The sequence below is a fragment of the Micromonospora sp. WMMD558 genome, from assembly GCF_049315255.1.
Lineage (GTDB): Bacteria > Actinomycetota > Actinomycetes > Mycobacteriales > Micromonosporaceae > Micromonospora.
In genome coordinates this window covers 2576347-2594222 of the sequence record NZ_CP186061.1, presented here as the reverse complement: position 1 = coordinate 2594222, position 17876 = coordinate 2576347, and the positions used below count along the sequence as shown (strand labels likewise).

General features: G+C 75.3%; 13 protein-coding genes and 1 pseudogene. 3 read left to right on the top strand and 11 right to left on the bottom strand.

Features of this window, described 5'->3' with window-relative positions:
- Positions 1-112 precede the first annotated feature (112 nt).
- Together ddaH and rocD are read left to right on the top strand one after the other, a co-directional pair.
- The gene (ddaH, locus tag ACN26Y_RS12680; protein ID WP_422734926.1) at positions 113-928 is read left to right on the top strand and encodes a dimethylargininase; all 816 of its coding nucleotides are present in this window, start codon (positions 113-115) and stop codon (positions 926-928) included.
- Positions 925-2139: an ornithine--oxo-acid transaminase gene (gene rocD / locus ACN26Y_RS12675; protein WP_155330477.1), complete on the top strand. Its 1215-nt coding sequence runs from the start codon at positions 925-927 to the stop codon at positions 2137-2139. Before ddaH ends, rocD begins: the two co-directional genes overlap by 4 nt.
- 58 nt (positions 2140-2197) lie before the next feature.
- On the opposite strand, the gene ACN26Y_RS12670 is transcribed toward rocD, so the two are convergent.
- The 7 genes from ACN26Y_RS12670 to ACN26Y_RS12640 form a co-directional block, all read right to left on the bottom strand.
- Entirely contained in the window at positions 2198-3349 is a 1152-nt protein-coding gene (locus ACN26Y_RS12670; protein WP_155330476.1) for an FHA domain-containing protein, read from the bottom strand.
- Entirely contained in the window at positions 3346-3639 is a 294-nt protein-coding gene (locus tag ACN26Y_RS12665) for a 4a-hydroxytetrahydrobiopterin dehydratase (RefSeq protein ID WP_155330475.1), read from the bottom strand. Before ACN26Y_RS12665 ends, ACN26Y_RS12670 begins: the two co-directional genes overlap by 4 nt.
- An 85-nt stretch (positions 3640-3724) precedes the next feature.
- The gene (locus ACN26Y_RS12660; RefSeq protein WP_155330474.1) at positions 3725-4798 is read right to left on the bottom strand and encodes a fatty acid desaturase family protein; all 1074 of its coding nucleotides are present in this window, start codon (positions 4796-4798) and stop codon (positions 3725-3727) included.
- 183 nt (positions 4799-4981) lie between these two features.
- Positions 4982-8755 carry an SCO7613 C-terminal domain-containing membrane protein gene (locus tag ACN26Y_RS12655; protein WP_422734749.1) on the bottom strand — a complete coding sequence of 1258 codons (3774 nt, stop codon included), beginning with the start codon at positions 8753-8755 and terminating at the stop codon, positions 4982-4984.
- A gap of 170 nt (positions 8756-8925) precedes the next feature.
- Complete coding sequence (gene cutA, locus ACN26Y_RS12650; RefSeq protein WP_155330472.1) at positions 8926-9246, bottom strand: divalent-cation tolerance protein CutA; 321 nt, start codon at positions 9244-9246, stop codon at positions 8926-8928.
- Positions 9247-9255: 9 nt separating this feature from the next.
- Entirely contained in the window at positions 9256-10272 is a 1017-nt protein-coding gene (locus ACN26Y_RS12645) for a 1-acyl-sn-glycerol-3-phosphate acyltransferase (RefSeq protein ID WP_155330471.1), read from the bottom strand.
- Entirely contained in the window at positions 10272-11102 is an 831-nt protein-coding gene (locus ACN26Y_RS12640) for a patatin-like phospholipase family protein (protein ID WP_155330470.1), read from the bottom strand. Before ACN26Y_RS12640 ends, ACN26Y_RS12645 begins: the two co-directional genes overlap by 1 nt.
- A gap of 119 nt (positions 11103-11221) precedes the next feature.
- Between ACN26Y_RS12640 and ACN26Y_RS12635 the strand changes: the two genes are divergently transcribed.
- Positions 11222-12736 carry a protein kinase domain-containing protein gene (locus tag ACN26Y_RS12635; RefSeq protein WP_422734748.1) on the top strand — a complete coding sequence of 505 codons (1515 nt, stop codon included), beginning with the start codon at positions 11222-11224 and terminating at the stop codon, positions 12734-12736.
- A 61-nt stretch (positions 12737-12797) separates the two neighbouring features.
- Here ACN26Y_RS12635 and ACN26Y_RS12630 read toward each other — a convergent pair whose 3' ends face one another.
- From ACN26Y_RS12630 to ACN26Y_RS12615, 4 genes and pseudogenes are all read right to left on the bottom strand, one after another.
- Positions 12798-13862, bottom strand: a complete 1065-nt coding sequence (locus ACN26Y_RS12630) for a glycosyltransferase (protein WP_155334053.1) — start codon at positions 13860-13862, stop codon at positions 12798-12800.
- A 168-nt stretch (positions 13863-14030) separates the two neighbouring features.
- Positions 14031-14699, bottom strand: coding sequence for a BON domain-containing protein (locus ACN26Y_RS12625; protein WP_155330468.1), 669 nt, complete (start codon positions 14697-14699; stop codon positions 14031-14033).
- Positions 14700-14875: 176 nt separating this feature from the next.
- Positions 14876-16459: a S1C family serine protease gene (locus tag ACN26Y_RS12620; RefSeq protein WP_155330467.1), complete on the bottom strand. Its 1584-nt coding sequence runs from the start codon at positions 16457-16459 to the stop codon at positions 14876-14878.
- A 62-nt stretch (positions 16460-16521) separates the two neighbouring features.
- A pseudogene (locus ACN26Y_RS12615) lies at positions 16522-17733 on the bottom strand (HAMP domain-containing sensor histidine kinase); the annotation flags it as partial.
- Between the last annotated feature and the right edge of the window lie 143 nt (positions 17734-17876).

Sequence of the window (17876 nt, the reverse complement as noted above, 5' to 3'; positions counted from 1 at the left end):
ACTTCCTGCGGTGGATCCCGCCGGCCGGCGCCGCATACCGTTGAGCAACGGCGCCAGCCCGCGGGCCGAAGGTGGCCGGGCGCGCCCGACCCCTGGGAGCAGGACAATGACGATGGACGCCACCAGCCAGCGCTTCCTGATGTGCCGGCCGACGTACTTCGCCGTCGACTACGCGATCAACCCCTGGATGGACCCGACCGCGCCGGTGGACGCCGACCTGGCGATCCGGCAGTGGGAGCAGCTGCGCCAGATCTACCGGGACCTGGGCCACACCGTCGAGGAGATCACTCCGGTGCCGGGCCTGCCCGACATGGTCTTCGCCGCCAACGGCGGCACGGTGATCGACGGCAAGGCCATGGCCGTGCAGTTCCGGGACCCGCAGCGCGCCGACGAGGCGCCCGCGTACCGGGCCTGGTTCGAGAGCGCCGGCTTCGAGATGTACGACCCGAAGCACGTCAACGAGGGCGAGGGCGACGTCCTGCTGGTCGGCGACCACCTGCTCGCCGGCACCGGGTTCCGCACCGCGCACGCCTCGCACGCTCAGCTCCAGGAGGTCTTCGGCTACCCGTTGATCACCATGCAGCTGGTCGACCCGCGCTTCTACCACCTGGACACCGCGCTGACCGTGCTCGACGAGCGGACGGTCGCGTACCTGCCCGAGGCCTTCTCCCCCGGCAGCCAGGCCGTGCTGCGCCGGCTCTTCCCGGACGCGGTCCACGCCACCATGGCCGACGCCGAGGTGCTGGGCCTCAACGCGGTGAGCGACGGCCGGCACGTCGTGCTGCCGGCGCAGGCCACCGGCCTGGCGGCCAAGCTGCGGGACCGGGGCTACGAGACCATCGGTGTCGACCTGTCCGAGCTGCGCAAGGCCGGCGGTGGACCGAAGTGCTGCACGTTGCGACTCCGTCAGGGAAAGGCGAGCAAGTGATCGAGGACAAGCTGCGGACGCCCGAGGCCGTCCGGGACGCGGAGCGGTGGACCGCGCACAACTACCACCCGCTGCCGGTGGTGATCTCCTCCGCCGAGGGCGCCTGGCTGACCGACGTGGACGGCCGTCGCTACCTCGACTGCCTCGCCGGGTACTCGGCGCTCAACTTCGGCCACCGGCACCCCGAGCTGATCCGCGCCGCGCACGAGCAGCTCGACAAGTTGACGCTGACCAGCCGGGCGTTCATCCACGACCAGTTCGCCGACTTCTGCCGCGAGCTGGCCCAGCTCTGCGGCAAGGACCTGGTGCTGCCGATGAACACCGGCGCCGAGGCTGTCGAGACCGGCATCAAGGTGGCCCGCAAGTGGGGCTACCAGGTCAAGGGCGTCGCCCCGGGTCAGGCGAACATCGTGGTGGCCGAGGGCAACTTCCACGGCCGCACCACCACCATCGTCTCCTTCTCCACCGACGAGGACGCGCGGGCGGACTTCGGGCCGTACACGCCCGGCTTCACGGTCGTCCCCTACGGCGACCTCGACGCGCTGACCGCCGCCATCGACGAGAACACCGTCGCGGTGCTGCTCGAGCCGATCCAGGGCGAGCAGGGCGTGGTCGTACCGCCGGAGGGCTACCTGCCGGGCGTACGCCGGGTCTGCACCGAGCGGAACGTGCTGTTCATCGCCGACGAGATCCAGTCCGGCCTGGGCCGCACCGGCGCGACCTTCGCGTGCGAGCACGAGGGTGTCGTGCCGGACATGTACCTGCTGGGCAAGGCGCTCGGCGGCGGCATCGTCCCGGTGTCGGCCGTCGCGGCGGACGCCGAGATCCTCGGTGTGCTCAAGCCGGGCCAGCACGGCTCCACCTTCGGTGGCAACCCGCTCGCCTGCGCGGTGGCCACCGAGGTCGTCCGGCTGCTCGCCACCGGGGAGTTCCAGCGCCGCTCCGCCGAGCTGGGCGCCCGGCTGCACGCCGGCCTCCAGGCGCTCGTCGGCAAGGGTCTGCTCGCCGTCCGGGGCCGGGGTCTGTGGGCCGGCCTGGACATCGACCCGGCGCTGATGAGCGGCCGGGAGGCGTGCGAGCGGCTGATGGAGCGCGGCGTCCTCGCCAAGGACACCCACGGCTCGACCATCCGCCTCGCCCCGCCGCTGGTCATCACCGAGGAGGAGATCGACCACGCGGTGGCGCAGCTGGCGGCCGTGCTGGCCGGCTGATCGTCGTACGCCACGAAGGGCGCCGGGAATGATCCCGGCGCCCTTCGTCGTCCGGATGTCAGCGGGGCAGGCGCATCGCCATGGTCGGCGCCTCGGCCATCACCGACGCCGGCGTGTACGGCGCGCCGGCCGGCAACTCGTCGGGGCGGCCCACCTGGACGCCCGGGTAGAGCTCGACCATGTCCCCTTCGGCCAGCACCCGGGACTGCTGCGGCTTGAGCGGGATCCGCTCCGCCTCGGCCATCGACCCGCCCGGCCGGATCCCGGAGCCGTTCGTGCTGACGTCGGTCACGATGATCTCCCCGACGCGCAGCTCCAGCTTCAGGTGGCTACGGCTGATCCAGCGGCGGGCCTCGTCGTTGAGCCACTGGCCGAGCACGATGCCGTCGGCGGCGTCCGGCGCGCGGCCGACCAGCACCGGCTCCTGGTCGGTGAGCACGAAGCGGCGGCGGATCAGGCCGCCGATGCGGACCGCCAGCACCTCGGAACGGGGTCGCGGGCCGGCGTCGCTCAACCGGGCACCGTGCCGGGGGCAGGTCGGTACGCCGTTCCGCAGGCTGGGCGGCGGCTGCGTCACCGGGCTCCGGTCGGTGACCGCCGCCAGGTCGGCGAACGCACCACCCCCACCCCCCTGGCCGAACAGCGCGCACGGGGACTCCGGGCACCGCCAGTTCCGCGCCAGCAGCTTCGCGCCGGCGGGCGACCGCTCCCCGGCGACCGGCGTGTCCCCGCCGCCGACGTGGGCGACGAAGACCGGCCCGCCCGCACCCGGCACCGGAGCCACCACCCGGCCCGGCTGGTCGGTCACCCACGGGTAGCGCCCGCGCAGCCCGTCGAGGCGAGCCCGGCTGAGCACCGGCAGGCCGAGCAGGTCGGCCACCTCCAGCATCCGGTCACCCGGGTTGTCGAGCACCTCGACCAGCCCGTCGTCGGCCCACCGGCGCACCACCATGCGCTCGTTCGAGGTGAGGTCGGCGTCGGAGAGCAGGGCCCGGTGCACCACGGCGTAGACCGGAACGCTGTCCTCCTCGAACTCGCGGGAAAGCGCGTCGATCACCATGCCGAGCCGGAGCAGGCTGGCGGGCCGGCCACCGTCGATGTCCTGGTACCGGATCACCTCGGCCAGGTCGAGTACCGCCCGGACCAGCGAGGGGTCGGTGCACACCCGGCCCTCGATGGCGTCGAGCACCTTGCTGATCTCGAATCTCATCGGACCTCCCCCACGATGCCGTCGATCCGCCGCGCGAGGTCCAGATCACGGTGGGTGACGCAGCCGGCCGAATGGGTGACACAGAAGAAGGTCACCGTCCGCCAGCGGATGTCGATGTCGGGGTGGTGGTCGAGTTCCTCGGCCACCACGGCCACCCGGTCCACCAGCGTGATGGCGTCCGGGAAACTGGCCAGCTCCACGGTGCGGGCGATCCCGGCCTGGTCACCGGACCAGTCGGGCAGCCCGGTCAGCTCGTCTCGTACCGCCTCCGCGGTGAGCGCCTCTGCCATGGGGAGACCCTACCGGCAGCCTCAACCGGCACGCTGACCAGCGGCGGCGGCGTGTGACGCGCGGACGTCGGGGGCGCGCCGCAGTTCAACTCCTGGGAGGCACCCGACCCCGAACGCTTCGAATCGGGCGGCCGACCTCGTGCAGGTGCGCCAGCGCCTGCCGGTACGACTCGACCAGCCCCACCTCGACGTACGGGACCCCCCGCTCGGCGCAGTACGCCCGGACGACCGGCCGGGCCCGGCGCAGGTTCCCGCGCGGCATGTTCGGGAACAGGTGGTGCTCGATCTGGAGGTTGAGGCCGCCCAGCGCCGCGTCGACGATCCGCCCGCCCCGCACGTTGCGCGCGGTCAGCACCTGCTTACGCAGGAAGTCCAGGTCGTCGTCGGCGGACGGCATCGGCATGCCCTTGTGGTTCGGGGCGAACGAGCACCCCATGTACAGCCCCCACAGCCCCTGGTGGACGGCGGCGAAGACCAGCGCCTTCACCGGCGACATCGCCAGCAGCAGGCCGCCGGCGTAGAGGACGGTGTGCGCGGCCAGCAGCGCTCCTTCGACGGTCCGGTGCCGCATCGGCGTACGGAACCGCCCGTCCGGATCGCGGCCCAGCACCGCCCGCAGGCTCGCCACGTGCAGGTTCAGCCCTTCCAGCAGCAGCATCGGGAAGAAGAGCACCGCCTGCCGCCGGGCCAGCCACCGGGCGAAGCCCCGGGTCGCCCGGGCCTGCTCCTCCGTCCAGACCAGCGCGCCGGCACCGACGTCCGGGTCCTCGTCGACGTGGTTGGGGTTGGCGTGGTGCCGGTTGTGCTTGTCGACCCACCAGCCGTAGCTGAGTCCGACGGCGAGGTTGCCGGCGAGCAGGCCGACCAGCTCACTCGGCCCACGCCGGCGGAACATCTGCCGGTGTCCGGCGTCGTGACCGAGGAAGGCGACCTGGGTGCTGGCCACCGCCATCAGGACGGCGACCGCCACCTGGGCCCAGGAGTCGCCGACCAGCGCGACCGCGGCCCAGGCGGCGGCGAACAGCCCGGCGGTCAGCGCGATCCGGGCCGCGTACCGGGCCGGACGGCGGTCCAGCAGGCCCGCCGATCGGATCCGCCGGGACAACTCCGCGTAGTCACTGCCCTGCCGCGCCGGTCGTTCCGCCACGAGTTCCCGCATGCTGCACCGCCCCTGCCTCGGTCGCGCCGGACTGCCCGACCCCCGTCACCGAGTCTCGCGGAACCGGATGCGCTGGGTAATCCCGCATGCCCCCGGATCTTTGGTAGGGCGTGCCCTACCGGTGCCGGGGAGCCACCACCACCGCCCGGACGAGCGAGGGTGCCGGCGCCCCGGCCCGGCCGGTCAGCTCATCCGGCCAACGGCGGCCCGCAGCCGGGCCAGGTCCCGCCGCCGCCGCTCGTACGTGGCGGCCAGGCCGATCAGCGCCAGCCCACCGGCGGCGAGGAAGATCCACCGGGGCAGCAGGTCCCAGGTGCGGGCCAGTTCGTGCAGCGCGAGCGGGGTGAGCGTCAGCGCGCCGAGCACCACCGGCGCCTGCCAGCGCCGGATGGCGCCGGCGAGCACCGCCGCGAGCGCCGCGAGCCCGAGCAGGAGCCGCCGCAGCGGCTGCGGATCCGAGGCGACCAGCACCGACGCGAGGGTCGGCAGCAACCCGGCGGCGAGGCCCGGCCCGATGGCCAGCCAGCTGGTCAGGCCGGGCCGGGTCCGCAGCGCCACCGCCCCGGCGACCAGGGCGAGCGCCGCCGCCGGCAGCGTGTACGCCTCCAGCACCGCGACGTCGCCGGCGGCCAGGAGCAGCCAGGTGCCGAGCAGTTCGCTGCCCCCGGCCACGGCGGCGAGCAGCCAGCGCAACTCGACCGGCTCGCCCCGGCGCAGCAGGCGCAGCCCGACGGCCGCGCCCCACAGCACGCAGACGGCGGCCACGTGCCGCAGCGACTCCACGGCGAGCAGGAACGCCACCACCGCGACGGCCTGCGCGGCGGCGTCCAGTGCTTGTCGCGTCGTCACGGCCGTTCCGGTCGCCCCCGAGCCGCCGCCCGCCGGGACGGCGGAGCCCGGTGCGGCCGGGACGGCGGAGCCCGGTGCGGCCGGGACGGCGGGGCCCGGCGCGGCCGGGGTGCCCTGCCCGCGGCCGGCGTCCGCCGGACCCGGCCCGCCCGGCACCGGACGCGGCAGCGCTGCGGCGACGGCGAGCGTGAGCACCGCGACGGCGAGCACCGAGAACGCCGCCGCCCGCAGCGGCAGGCCCGCGGCCAGCGACGCGGTGACCGCGAGGGCGGTCACCGCCACGACCGCCGCGAGAGCCCCGGCGAGCCGGGCGACGGCCCGCCGACCGGCGACCCCGACCACGGTGCCGGTCACCACGAGCGCAGCGAGGCCGGTCAGGGTGCCGGCCCGGGTGGCCAGCAGGCCCGACAGCCCGGCGCCGGTGAACACCAGCCCGAGCGGCAGGGCGACCGGGACCAGCAGCGGACGCGGGGCGGGCAGGGCGGCGGCCAGCACGGCGACCACCCCGACCAGCAGGACCGCGGCCGGCAGCACCGGCCAGGGCGCGCCCGCCGACCGGAGCAGCACCGGGAGCGCCGCCGCCAGGAACGGCGCCGCCAGCAGCGCGGCCGACCACCGCCAGCCGCCGGGTTGTCCGACCCCGGGAGCGACAGGCGGGGCCGTCCCGCCCTCCGATGGCCCCGGAGTGCCGCGTTCCGGGTCGGTCGACCGGCCGGACGCGGACACCCCGCCGTCGCCGCGGGCCCGTATCGCGGCGGCCAGCGCCACGGCGGCGGCCAGCACCGGCAGCGCAAGCCCGGCCGGGACGTCGTCCGGCGCCGCCTCGACCGCCGGCACCCCCGACCAGACCGGCACGTCGCCGTACGGGGCGAGCAGCGCGGTCAGCACCACGGGCAGGAGGGCCGCCACCGCCACCACCGACAGGCTCCGGCCGACGGCGCTCGGGGCGGCGTGGTCCCCGCCCAGGACGGGGCCGAGCATGGCGAGCAGGGCCGCCACGGCGGCGTACAGCGACAGCGGTTCACCGTCCACCAGCGCCGGTGCCAGGCCGACCGGAACGACCGCCACGGCGAGCGCGGTCGACGCGTACCGGGTGAGGTCCGGCCAGTGTCGACGGACCGCGAGCAGTCCGGCCGGCAGCAGTGCGGCGGCAGCGAGCGCGGCCCGGGCCTGCCACCACTCCGGCGCGCCCCCGGCGAACGTCGCGAGGGTGGCGCCGGCCGGCACGACCAGCAGTACGGCGGCGAGGCCGGCGCCCGCGACGCCGCGTTGGACACCGGTGCCGCGCCGGCCGAGCGCGGCGACGACGAGCCCGACCAGCCCGGCCACCGCGAGCGCCGCTCCGGCGCCGGCCGGCGCGGCGAAACCGACCAGCAGCCCGTGCCCGAGCAGAACGGCCCCGGTCACCGCCGACGCGAGGACCGGCCCGGACCGGGCCGGCCGGCGACCGACCGCGAATCCGAGCAGCGCCACCGCCGCCACGAGGTCCAGCGTCACCACCGCCGGCCAGGGCGCGGCCCACCCGGCCGGCACGGCGAGCACCGTCGCGCCGGCGCCGGCCGCGGCGAGCGGAAGCCGTACGGCTCGGGGCAGCAGCAGGCCGGCGGCGGCCACGACGGCCGCCACCGCGACCGGCAGCTGCCATCCCCAGTCGAGCACCGGTCCCGGCCCGGCGCCCTGCCACGGCGGCAGCGAGCGGACGACCGCACCCCCGGCCAGGGTCACCACCGTCACCGCCGCGACCTGCGCCAGGATGCCGGTCACCACCAGCGCCCCGACCAGGGGACCGGTGCGCCACCGGGCCGGCAGCAACCGGACGACCCCGGCGAGGAGCAGCACCACCGGTGCCGACAGCCCCAGCAGCAGCCCCTCGCGCAGCTCCGCGACCGGGCGCAGCAGTGCGCCCGCCAGCACCGGCACCAGCAGCGCGCCCGCCACGCCCCGGAACACCGGCCCGCCGGCCAGTAGGGCCGCCGCGAGGAGGGTCGCCGACACCAGCAGCAGCGGCAACCCGGCCAGCAGCGGCGTACCGGCGAACCGCCCGGCCGCCAATGGCACCAGCGCGCAGCCGGCGGCGAAGGTCAGCGCGGCGGCGTACCCGAGCCAGGCGACCACGAGCCCGGCCAGGACGACCGGCCCCCCGCCGATCGTGCCCGGCACCGTGCCCGTCCCCGGCACCGTGTCGGGTTCGGACTGCGCCGCCGTACCGTCGTGCTCGGCCTCCGACGCGACGGCAGCCCCCCGGCCGGCGCGCAGGGCGACCACCACCAGCAGGTTCACGACGGCCACGCCGACCAGCACCACCGCCCAGCCGCCCGCCGACGGCCGGACCTCGGCCGCGGACAGGGGCAGCACCGGCTGCACCGCCAGCAGGGCGGCGAACCAGGGCACGGTGAGCCGGCTGAGCCGGGCGTACCCGGCGGCGACCGCCGCGCCGGCCCCCCCGACCAGCGCGGCGTACCGGGTGCCCGGCCAGCCGGTCACCCCGCCCAGGTCCACCGTCCAGGCGGCGTACCCGTCCAGGAACACCAGCAGCAGGCCCACCGCGGCGATGGTCTCCGCGGTCCCCCGCAGCCCGCGCCGCACCGCGACCAGCGGGACGGCCAGGAACAGCGCGGTGACCGCCGCCAGGATCAGCGCCCGGCCGGCGACCCCGACGGTCGCCCAGGCCACCGCCGTGAAGACGACGGCGGCGGTGCCGAGCAGCAGTCCACCGAGGACGAACAGCACGCCCTGCACGGTGCGGGTGGAGGTCTCCGCGCCACCGGGCCGCGCCGGAACCGGCCCGGCCACCGGCAGCGCGGCCGGACGGCCCGGCGCCGGTGGCCGAGCGGGAACCGGCACCGCGGACCGCGCCGGTGCCGGGAACTCCGCGCGGATCGCGGCGGCCAGCTCCGTCCGGCGCCGCCGGGCCGCACCCAGCCGGTCCGCGATCTGCTGGTACGCCTGGCGCGCCCGCTCCACCTCCCCGGCGAGAGTGACGATCTCCCGGTCGAGCCGGAGCACCTCGGCCGCGGGCGGGTACGGCGGGCGGCCGCACCCGGAGCAGCCGGTGCCGAGATCGGCCGGCGCACCGCAGGCGGGACAGGGGTAGGCGGAGTTCTCCACGCGGCCATCCTCGACCAGCGGAGATCACCGGACCAGAGTGCGCGTACCTAGTCCCGACCGACGATCGACAGCGGCAGCTCGTGGGTCTCCGCGTCGGCGGCCGCCACGAGCCCCCCGGCCCGGGCCGCCGCCGATGCCGCCGGCATGGAGTCGATCAAGCGATCGAGTGGTCAGGGGCGGGTGTGTTCGTACACCCAGGCGGCGTAGTCGGGGTTGCCGCTCTCCACCCGGGTCACCAGGATCTCCGGCACCTCGTACGGGTGGCTGGCCCGGATCTGCTCCACCAGCGCGGCGGCCCGGTCGGGGGCGGTCTTGAACTGCACGGACCACTCGGTGCTGGTCTCCACGCCCTGCCGCCACCAGTAGGTGCTGTCCACCTGGCCTCCCACCTGGGCACACGCCGCCAGCCGGCCGGCCACCGCCGCGGCGGCGAGAACGTCCGCGACGGAGCGCGCATCCACCACCGTCGTCACCACGCAGATCTGGTCCACGACCGCACCCTACGCGGGGCCGTCCCGGTTGGCGGCGATCCACGCGTCGATCCGGGCCCACCAGTCGAAGAGCCAGTCGATGCGCTCCTGCCGGCCGGCCGGCACCTCCTCGGGGGGCACGGACCAGAAGCGCATCACGATCCGCTTGTCCATCGGCAGCTCACGCCACACGTCGGTGACGGTGAGCATCCGGTCCAGCCCGGTGTGCGCCACGAAGATGATGCCGGCGTCCGGGGCGGCGTCCAGCGCGGCCAGCAGACCGCCGGGTTGCGGGGCGAGGACGTGCTGCATCCGCTCCGCGCGCAGCGCCATCCGCTCCAGGCCCAGTGAACGCAGCCGGGCGATGGCCCGGAGCCGGCGGCGCGGGGTGAAGTTGCCGCCCTCCGGGAAGATCACGAACGCGTCGTCGTCGTCCAGGCCGGTCGCCAGGTGTCCGATCTGCTCGGTCACCGAGCCGCGGCCGTCGTGGCCGGGCGCGATGAAACGGTTCGGCAGCCGGTTGAGCAGGACGTCGATCGCCGGGTCCCACTGGAGGCTGTCCTTCAGGACGATCCGCGGCTCCCGCCGGAACCAGTTCACCAGGGCGTGGATCAGGATGAACGAGTCGCCCGGACCGGCGTGCCGGCACAGCACGAGTTCCGGCCGGCCCGGGAGCGCCGTGTCCGGGTCGGTGCCGGCCACGTCGATGGAGAGCCGCAGGGTCCACCGGGCCTGCCAGAACAGCACCCGCAGGAACCAGCCGGCGAGCAAGTAGTGCGCCCGCTGGAAGGCCGGGGACCGGACCCGCCAGCCGAAACCGGAGGCCACCCAGAGCAGGAAGAGCGCGAGCAGCGCCGCCGCGTCCCAGACCAGGTAGACGGCGGCCACCCAGAGCACCCGCAGGGGCCGCAGCCGGCCCGGGACGAACGGCGAGGCGGCCAGGGCGAGCAGGGCCCACGCCGGCACCGTGGTCACCACCGTGACGGCGAGCAGCACGACGCCGGGGGCGAGGAGCAGCCGGCGCAACCACCGGGGCGGCAACGGCATCAGCTGTCCAGTTGCGCCAGGTAGTGCCGGGTCGCGGTGTACGCGCGGCTGATCCGCCGCCCCACCGCCGCCATGTCCCGGTACGCCCAGGGCGAGTCGTCGCGGGGTCGGAGGCCGCCGGTGGGCAGCACGTGCACCTCGACCCCGTCGGGCACCGCCGCCATCTCCCGGGCGAACCGGTGCCGGCGGGCGATCTCGAATGCGACCTGGGCGATCTCCCAGGGCCGCCGCGGCGGGGTGAGCTCTCGTTCGATCCGGCCCACCTGGAGGACGAAGATCCGGCCGGCCCCGGACGCCACCGCCTCGCCGATGGGGATGGAGTTGACGATGCCGCCGTCGATGTAGTGCTGGTCGGCGATGCGGGCCGGCGGCAGCAGCCCCGGCACGGAGGCGCTGGCGAGCACGGCCGGCACCAGTGGCCCGCTGTCGAACCAGTGCTCGGCGGCGCGCTCGATGTTCGCCGCGCAGCAGCGGAACGGCACGCGCAGGTCGGCGAAGGTGGTGTCCACGCCGAGCTCGTTCTCGAGCAGCTTGCGGAGGGGGCGCGGCGAGTGCAGGTGGGTACGTGCGGCGAACCGGCGAAGCTGCCGGGCGACCGAGTCGCCGTACACCTCACTCGCCTCGGGCGACGCCCAGAGCCGGACCAGGCGGTCGGTGACGGCCTCGGACGGGTCGGCGGCCACCAGCGCGCCGTTCACCGCGCCGATGGACGTGCCCAGTACGAGGTCGGGCTGGATCCCGGCGCGGAACAGGGCACGCAGCATGCCCACCTCGACCGCGCCGAGGACGCCGCCGCCCCCGAGCACGAACGCCACCGGTCCCCGCGCCATGCCGTTCATCCTGGCACGGCCGCGCCGCACGCCTCTCCCGGTGGGACCGGGGGGCCGTTGACAGGGCGGAAACATTCACGCAACCTGATAGCGCTCCCACCCCGAGGCAGGTGTGATCCGTGAAGCCGGCACTCCATCCCGGCCGGTTGCTGTCCCGCAGGTACCGGCTCATCGACCAGATCGGCGCCGGCGGCATGTCGGTCATCTGGCGGGCCCGGGACGAGGTACTCGACCGGATCGTCGCGCTGAAGGTCCTGGTGCCGTCGCTCGCCGCCGACGCCCGCTTCCGGGACATGGTCCGGGAGGAGGCCCGGGCCGCCGCCCAACTGGTCCACCCGCACGTCACCGCGGTCCACGACTACGGCGAGACGGTCGCGCCGGACGGCTCGATCACGTCGTACGTGGTGATGGAACTGCTGGCCGGTGAGGAGCTGGAGCTGCGCCTGACCGAGGGCCCGCTGCCGTGGGCGGAGGCCGTCGAGATCGGCGCGCAGGTCGCCGACGCGCTCGCGGCGGCGCACCGGCTGGGCATCGTGCACCGGGACGTCACCCCGGCCAACGTGATGATGACCCGCACCGGTGCGAAGGTGCTCGACTTCGGGATCGCCACGCGGATCGGGGCACCGGACGAGGACGAGGACGGCGGCACGTTCGGCACACCCGCGTACGTGGCACCGGAGCGGCTCGACGGCGCGTCCGCCCAGCCGGCCACCGACGTGTACTCCCTCGGCGTTCTGCTGCACGAGGCGCTCACCGGCCGGGTGCCGTACCCCGCCGACACCTGGGAGCAGCTCAGCGCGGCACTGGCCGAGGGCGTACCACCCTCGCTGACCGACGTGCCGGGCCTGCCGCCCGAGGTGGCGCGGATCTGTCTGCGGTGTCTGGCCCGGGATCCGGCTGCGCGGCCGACCGCCCGGCAGGTCGCGACGGTCCTGCGCGATCAGCTGCTCCCCGCCGATCCGCAGGCCGCCACGATGCTCGCGCCCACCGTCACCCTGCCCGCCCTCGCCCCACCGGCCCTTGAGGACGTCCGGCCCGAGCCGGCCGGGGAGACGGCCGTCCCTCGGGGCGAGGATGCTGACGCGGGTCCGACCGGGGCGGCCAGCAGGACGGAGAGGCGAGGAGGGCCGGGCCGGCTCCGCGGGCGCCGGCTGCGACCGGTGCTGATCGTGCCGGTCGTGCTCGTCGTAGGCGTGACACTGGCGACGCCGGCGCTGCGGCAGGAGGATGATCACGCCCCGCCCCGGTCGTCGCCCACCACCGGCCCGGCGGGACCGGTCCCCTCGGCGGTGCCCGACCACCCGCCACCACCGACGCGGACGCCGCCGGCACGCCCGGCCGACCCGGCGCACAGCCCCGACCCCGGGACCCTGCTGGACGCCGCCAACCGGCTCGACGGCGTGATCGGCGCCGGGCTCAGCGACGGCGGCATCCGCTCCGACGTCGGCCTGGACTTCCGCAACGAGCTGCGCAACCTCACCGGCGCCGCGCGCACCGGCGGAGACGACCTCGCCGAGCGGGTGGCCAGGCTCCGCGAGAAGGTCGCCGTCCGCCTCGGCGAAGGCGCGATCAGCGAGTCGTACGCGGAGCAGCTCGACGCCGCGATGGCCGACCTCGCCGCGACGCGGGCCTAGCACCCGGGTCGAAGTCCCGGCCGGGCCGGGCTGCGACTGCCGGGCAGGCCCTACGGACGGGTCAGCGAACGGCGACGCGGGCGGGCTCGCGGGCGCTACCGGGGACGGCCGGCGCGGTGATGAAGCGCCGGTAGACCTCCTCGTAGCCGGCGGCCATCCGAGCGGTGGAGAAGCGCTCCGCGACGTGGGCGACGCAGGCCGCCGGGTCGAGGTCGATGGCGGCGCGCAGCGCCCCGGGCAGTTCGTCGGCCCGTTCGCACACCAGGCCGGTCACGCCGGGGCGGACCAGCTCCGATACGGCTCCCCGGTGGAGTGCCACCACCGGCGTACCGGTGGCCATCGCTTCCAGCATCACCATGCCGAACGGTTCCTCCCACTGGATCGGCATGATGAGGCACCGGGCCTCGACGAGCAGACGCAGCGCCGCCCGGCGGTCCGCGTCGAGCACCAGCGTCACGTCGTCGTCCAGCAGCGGCCGGATCACCTCGTGGTAGTAGCGGCGCTCGGCCGGCTCGTTGCATTTGCCGGCGAGCACCAGCGGCAGGCCGGCGGCGCGGGCGGCGCGGATCGCGATGTCCGGTCCCTTGTCCGGGCTGAACCGGGCCAGCCAGAGCACCGGCCCCTCGGCGGCCGGGGCACTCTTGTGCGGGATGCCGGGAATGTCCAGCGCGTTGTGGACGGTGCCGACCCAGGGCAGGCGCGGGTTGAGCCGCCGCTGGGCGTGCGAGATGGCCACCAGGCCCACGCCGTGGTCGGTGTAGCCGAGCACCGTGCCGTACTCCCCGACCGGGTTGCCGTGCACGGTGGCGACCGTCGGCACGGCGCGTCGCCCGGCCAGCAACGGACCGATGGTGGTGTGGTCGTGGACGACGTCGAAGTCGGCCGGGCCGATCAGGTCGTCCACCCGGGCGAGATGGGCCAGTTCGGGCAGCGACTCGCCGAGCCGGTCGTACTGGAGCGTGGGGACCGTGGAGACGAAGCTCGCGCCGGTGCCGTGGTGCTCGCCGGCGCCGAACACGGTCACCGCCTGACCCCGGTCAACGAGCGCGTCAACCAGGCCGGCGACGGTCTGCTCGACCCCGCCGTACCCCGGCGGGGGCACGGACAGCCAGGGCGGGACCACCATCGCGATGCGCAACGGCCGCTCGGCCGAGCCGGCGTCCCGGTGGTTCCCAGCCACGCGTCCTCCCCCTCGGTCTTCGGCGGACGGCACCCACCCGACAACCGGACCGCTGCCGCCGCGTGGCGGTCGGTTTCCCGGCGACGACCCGGCTAAACCGGACAAGCCGGGCAGTCAGCCGCCCATGAGCAGCTCGTCGCGTACGTCGCGGACACCGTCGGCGGACCACGCCACACGCTCGGCCTGGTCCCGTTCCCACCACGAGCGCACCACCCCACCGAGGATCACCGTGTCACCGTCCACCTCGACGGTCACCCGCTCGGTGCCGATCCCGCGCAGCAGCGCCCGCTGGACGTCGCCCCGGATCCGCTCGCCGTCCGGCCGGGCCGCCGGCCGCACCTCCACCAGGTTCGTCACGCCACGTACGCCGCGCAGGCGCCGAACCTCCATCTCGGCGGTCCGCCGCTGCCAGCCGAACTCCACCTCACCGCGGAGCATCACCCACCCGTTCGCCACGGTCACGTCCAGCCGCTCGGCCGGCACGAAGCTGTCCCACTCCAGCGCCCGGCTGACGGCGATCGCGATCTCCCCGTCGGTGTACTGCTCGTCGCCGAGGATGCGGACCTCCAGGTCGTCGGCGATCCCCCGGACGCCCCGGACGCGCTGCGCGCACCGCCGCGCCGCCCACTTCCGGGCGTAGCTGTCCACGCAGCCGGTCAGCGTCACCACCCCGTCGTCGACACTGACCCCGATCTCCTGCGGCTCGACGCGGGGGTCCCAGGCGAGTTCGTCCAGCACGTCCCGTTGGATCTGCGCGTCGGTCCGGACGGCGGTGGTGGTCATCGCTTCCTCCGTACGCCTCACGGGTCCTCGTGCTCCCACGGTGCCCGCGGTACGGGTGACGGCGGCTCACCCGCACCGGGTGAACCGCCGCCGGCGGAAGGAGCGCGGCGGGTGGCGGAGCCAACCCCCTTGGCTCCGCCACCCGCCGCAGGAGGGAGGAGGAAAGTTCGTAACCGTTAGGACGCTTCAGCGAGCGTCACGGTTGCCGTCGATTCGGCGCCGTTGCGCTTGTAGGTCACCTCGACCCGGTCCCCGACCTTGCCGGCCTGGACGGCACCGACCAGATCGTCGGAGTCGTTGATCACCTTGTCGCCGAAGCGGGTGATCACGTCGCCGCGCTGGAGGCCGGCCTTCTCGGCGGCGCTGCCCGGGGTGACGGCGGCCACCAGCGCCCCGCCGCCCTCGGCGGCGTTCACGCTGACGCCGAGCGTCGGGTGGCTGACCTTCTCGCCCCGCTGGAGCTTGACCGCGACGTCCTTGGCCTTGTTGCTCGGGATGGCGAATCCGACGCCGATGTTGCCCGTGCTGCCCTGGCCGGCGGTGGCGATGGCGGTGTTGATGCCGATCACCTCGCCGCGCGTGTTCACCAGCGCGCCGCCGGAGTTGCCGGGGTTGATCGGCGCGTCGGTCTGGAGCAGCCCGGAGATCGAGCTGACCCCCTGGCGCGGGTCCTGCTGCTGGGGGCGGCCGGCCTGAATGGTGCGGTCCCGCGCGCTGAGGATGCCGGCGGTCACCGACCCCTGCAGGCCAAGCGGGCTGCCCAGGGCGAGGACCTGGTCGCCGACCTGCATCCCGTCGCTGTCGCCGAAGGTCGCCGGCTTCAGCCCGCTCACCCCGGACGCCTTCAGGACGGCCAGGTCGGTCTTCGGGTCGGTGCCGACGATCCGGGCCTGGGCGGTCTCGCCGTCCGCGAAGATCACCCGGACGGTGTTACCGCTCGCCGACGCGATCACGTGGTTGTTGGTCAGCACGAAGCCGTCGGCGGTGAGGATCACGCCCGAGCCCTCGCCGTTGCCGGTGGTGATCGAGACCACGCTCGGCTGCACCTCGGCGGCGATGCGCGGCAGGTCGGCGCTGTTGATGACCGGCGCGGCCGAGTAGGTGCGGGTGATGCCGGAGTTGCCGTCGAGGGCGAGCGCCAGCGCGCCGCCGGCGACGCCGGAGCCGAACATCAGGGCGAGCACCGCGACACCCGCTCCGGCGAACTTCGCGACGCGGCCCGGACTGGTACGCGGGCCGGTCTGCGGCGCCGCCCACGGCGGCAGGGGCTGCCCGGCGAGGTGCGGCTGCGGGCCGGCGTGGTGGTGCGCCGGGGCGCCCGGATGCTGCGGCTGCGGACCGTACGCCGCCCCCGGCTGGCCCCCACTCCAGCCGGGCTGGTTGCCGGGGTACCAGGGAGCAGCCGGGTAGCGGCCCTGCTGGTAGCCGCCGTACGGGTGGCCGCCGGACGGCGCGGCGCCGGGCTGGCCGGACGCCGGGTACGGCGGGGCGGAGGGGGTGGCTGCCGGCGGGGTGCCGGGGGCGGCCGGTGAGCCGGGGGCAGCGGTCTCCGGGGTACCGGAGGTCGCCGGACCGGCCTCGGCGGCGAGCGGGGCGGCGGGGCCGGTGGTGCCCGGAGCGGCGGGGTCGGTGACCGCGGGGCTGCCCGGGGCGGAGTCGGACTGCGCGCGCTCGACGCGGAGCAGCTCGGCGGTGGGGGGCGACGGCTCGGCGTCGGTGGGGGCCGGCCGGCGCTGCGGGTCGGACTCGTACTCGGTCATGGATCCACCTTCTCCCCCGCCACTGCGACCAGCCTGGAACCCGCCTGAAGGTTGGCTGAAAGTCACAGGTCGTCGCCGTCCGTGTCCGGTACCAGGGGCAGCCGCACCCGGAACGTGGCGCCCCCGCCCGGCGTCTCGACCACCTCGACGGTGCCGTGGTGGGCGGCCACCAGCGCGGCGACGATCGCCAGCCCGAGCCCGGTGCCGGTGTTCCCGCCGGGCCGGCGGGTCCGCGCCGCGTCCGCCCGGTAGAAGCGCTCGAAGACCCGCTCCGCCTGCTCCGGTGAGAGCCCCGGGCCGGTGTCGGCCACCTCCACCACCGCGAGGTTGCCCGGCTCGGACCGCAGCCGCAGGGTCACCGACGCGTCCGGCGGGGTGTGCGTCAGGGCGTTCGTCACCAGGTTGCCGATCACCTGCCGCAGCCGGGCGTCGTCGCCGTACACCACCAGGCGCCCGGAGCCCGGGACGATGTCCAGCTCGATCCGGCGGTCCGGGGCCACCGCCCGGGCGGCCTCGATCGCGTCGGTGGCCAGCACCGGCAGCTCGACCGGGGCGAGCGAGAGCGGGCGTTCGCGGTCCAGCCGGGCGAGCAGCAGCAGGTCCTCGACGAGCAGCCCCATCCGGGCTGCCTCGTCCTCGATCCGGCGGAGCAGGTCGCCGGTCTGCTCGGGCTCGCGGGCGGCGCCCTGCCGGTACAGCTCGGCGAAGCCCCGGATCGTCGTCAGCGGGGTGCGCAGCTCGTGCGACGCGTCCGCGACGAACTGCCGCATCCGCTCCTCGGAGCGACGGGCCCGGGCCTCGGACGCGCGGGCGTTCGCCGCGGCGTCCCGGGCGGTGGACTCGGCGGCCCGGGCGGCCGCCTCGGACGTGGCGCGGGCGGTGAAGGCCGCCTCGATCTGGGTGAGCATCGCGTTGAGCGCCCGGGACAGCCGCCCGAGTTCCGAGGTGGGGCACTCCTGCCCCGCCTCCGGGTCGGGCACCCGCCGGGTCAGGTCGCCGCCGGCGATGGCGGCGGCGGTCTGCTCGATCTCCACGAGCGGTTTGAGGCTGGTCCGGACGATCGCCGCGCCGATCGACGCGAGCAGGATCAGCACCGCACCACCGACCAGAAGGTCGATCCAGACCAACCGTTTGACGGCCAGGTCCACGTCGGTGAGGTGCTGGCCGACGGCCGCCACCTGACCGTCCGGCAGTTCGAGGTAGAGCATCCGCCACCGGCTGTGACCGTCCTGCGACCGGACGGTGCGCGGGTCCCCGACCAGGTCCCGGAACCCCTCCTCCGTGCGCGGCCAGTTCGGCAGGTCCTGCTGGTCCATCTCCGGGTTGTAGAAGAAGGCGGTCGCCTGGCCGTCCGCGACGGTGAGCAGCACGTAGTCGCTCGGCAGGCTGAACTGGACCTTCTGGCCCGGCCGCAGCG

What these genes read in the sequence shown, in the direction of transcription:
- ddaH (WP_422734926.1), top strand. Translation starts at nt 113, where the DNA reads ATGGACGCCACCAGCCAGCGCTTCCTGATGTGCCGGCCGACGTACTTC.
- ACN26Y_RS12670 (WP_155330476.1), bottom strand. Translation starts at nt 3,349, where the DNA reads ATGAGATTCGAGATCAGCAAGGTGCTCGACGCCATCGAGGGCCGGGTG.
- ACN26Y_RS12665 (WP_155330475.1), bottom strand. Translation starts at nt 3,639, where the DNA reads ATGGCAGAGGCGCTCACCGCGGAGGCGGTACGAGACGAGCTGACCGGG.
- ACN26Y_RS12660 (WP_155330474.1), bottom strand. Translation starts at nt 4,798, where the DNA reads ATGCGGGAACTCGTGGCGGAACGACCGGCGCGGCAGGGCAGTGACTAC.
- ACN26Y_RS12645 (WP_155330471.1), bottom strand. Translation starts at nt 10,272, where the DNA reads ATGCCGTTGCCGCCCCGGTGGTTGCGCCGGCTGCTCCTCGCCCCCGGC.
- ACN26Y_RS12640 (WP_155330470.1), bottom strand. Translation starts at nt 11,102, where the DNA reads ATGGCGCGGGGACCGGTGGCGTTCGTGCTCGGGGGCGGCGGCGTCCTC.
- ACN26Y_RS12630 (WP_155334053.1), bottom strand. Translation starts at nt 13,862, where the DNA reads ATGGTGGTCCCGCCCTGGCTGTCCGTGCCCCCGCCGGGGTACGGCGGG.
- ACN26Y_RS12625 (WP_155330468.1), bottom strand. Translation starts at nt 14,699, where the DNA reads ATGACCACCACCGCCGTCCGGACCGACGCGCAGATCCAACGGGACGTG.
- ACN26Y_RS12620 (WP_155330467.1), bottom strand. Translation starts at nt 16,459, where the DNA reads ATGACCGAGTACGAGTCCGACCCGCAGCGCCGGCCGGCCCCCACCGAC.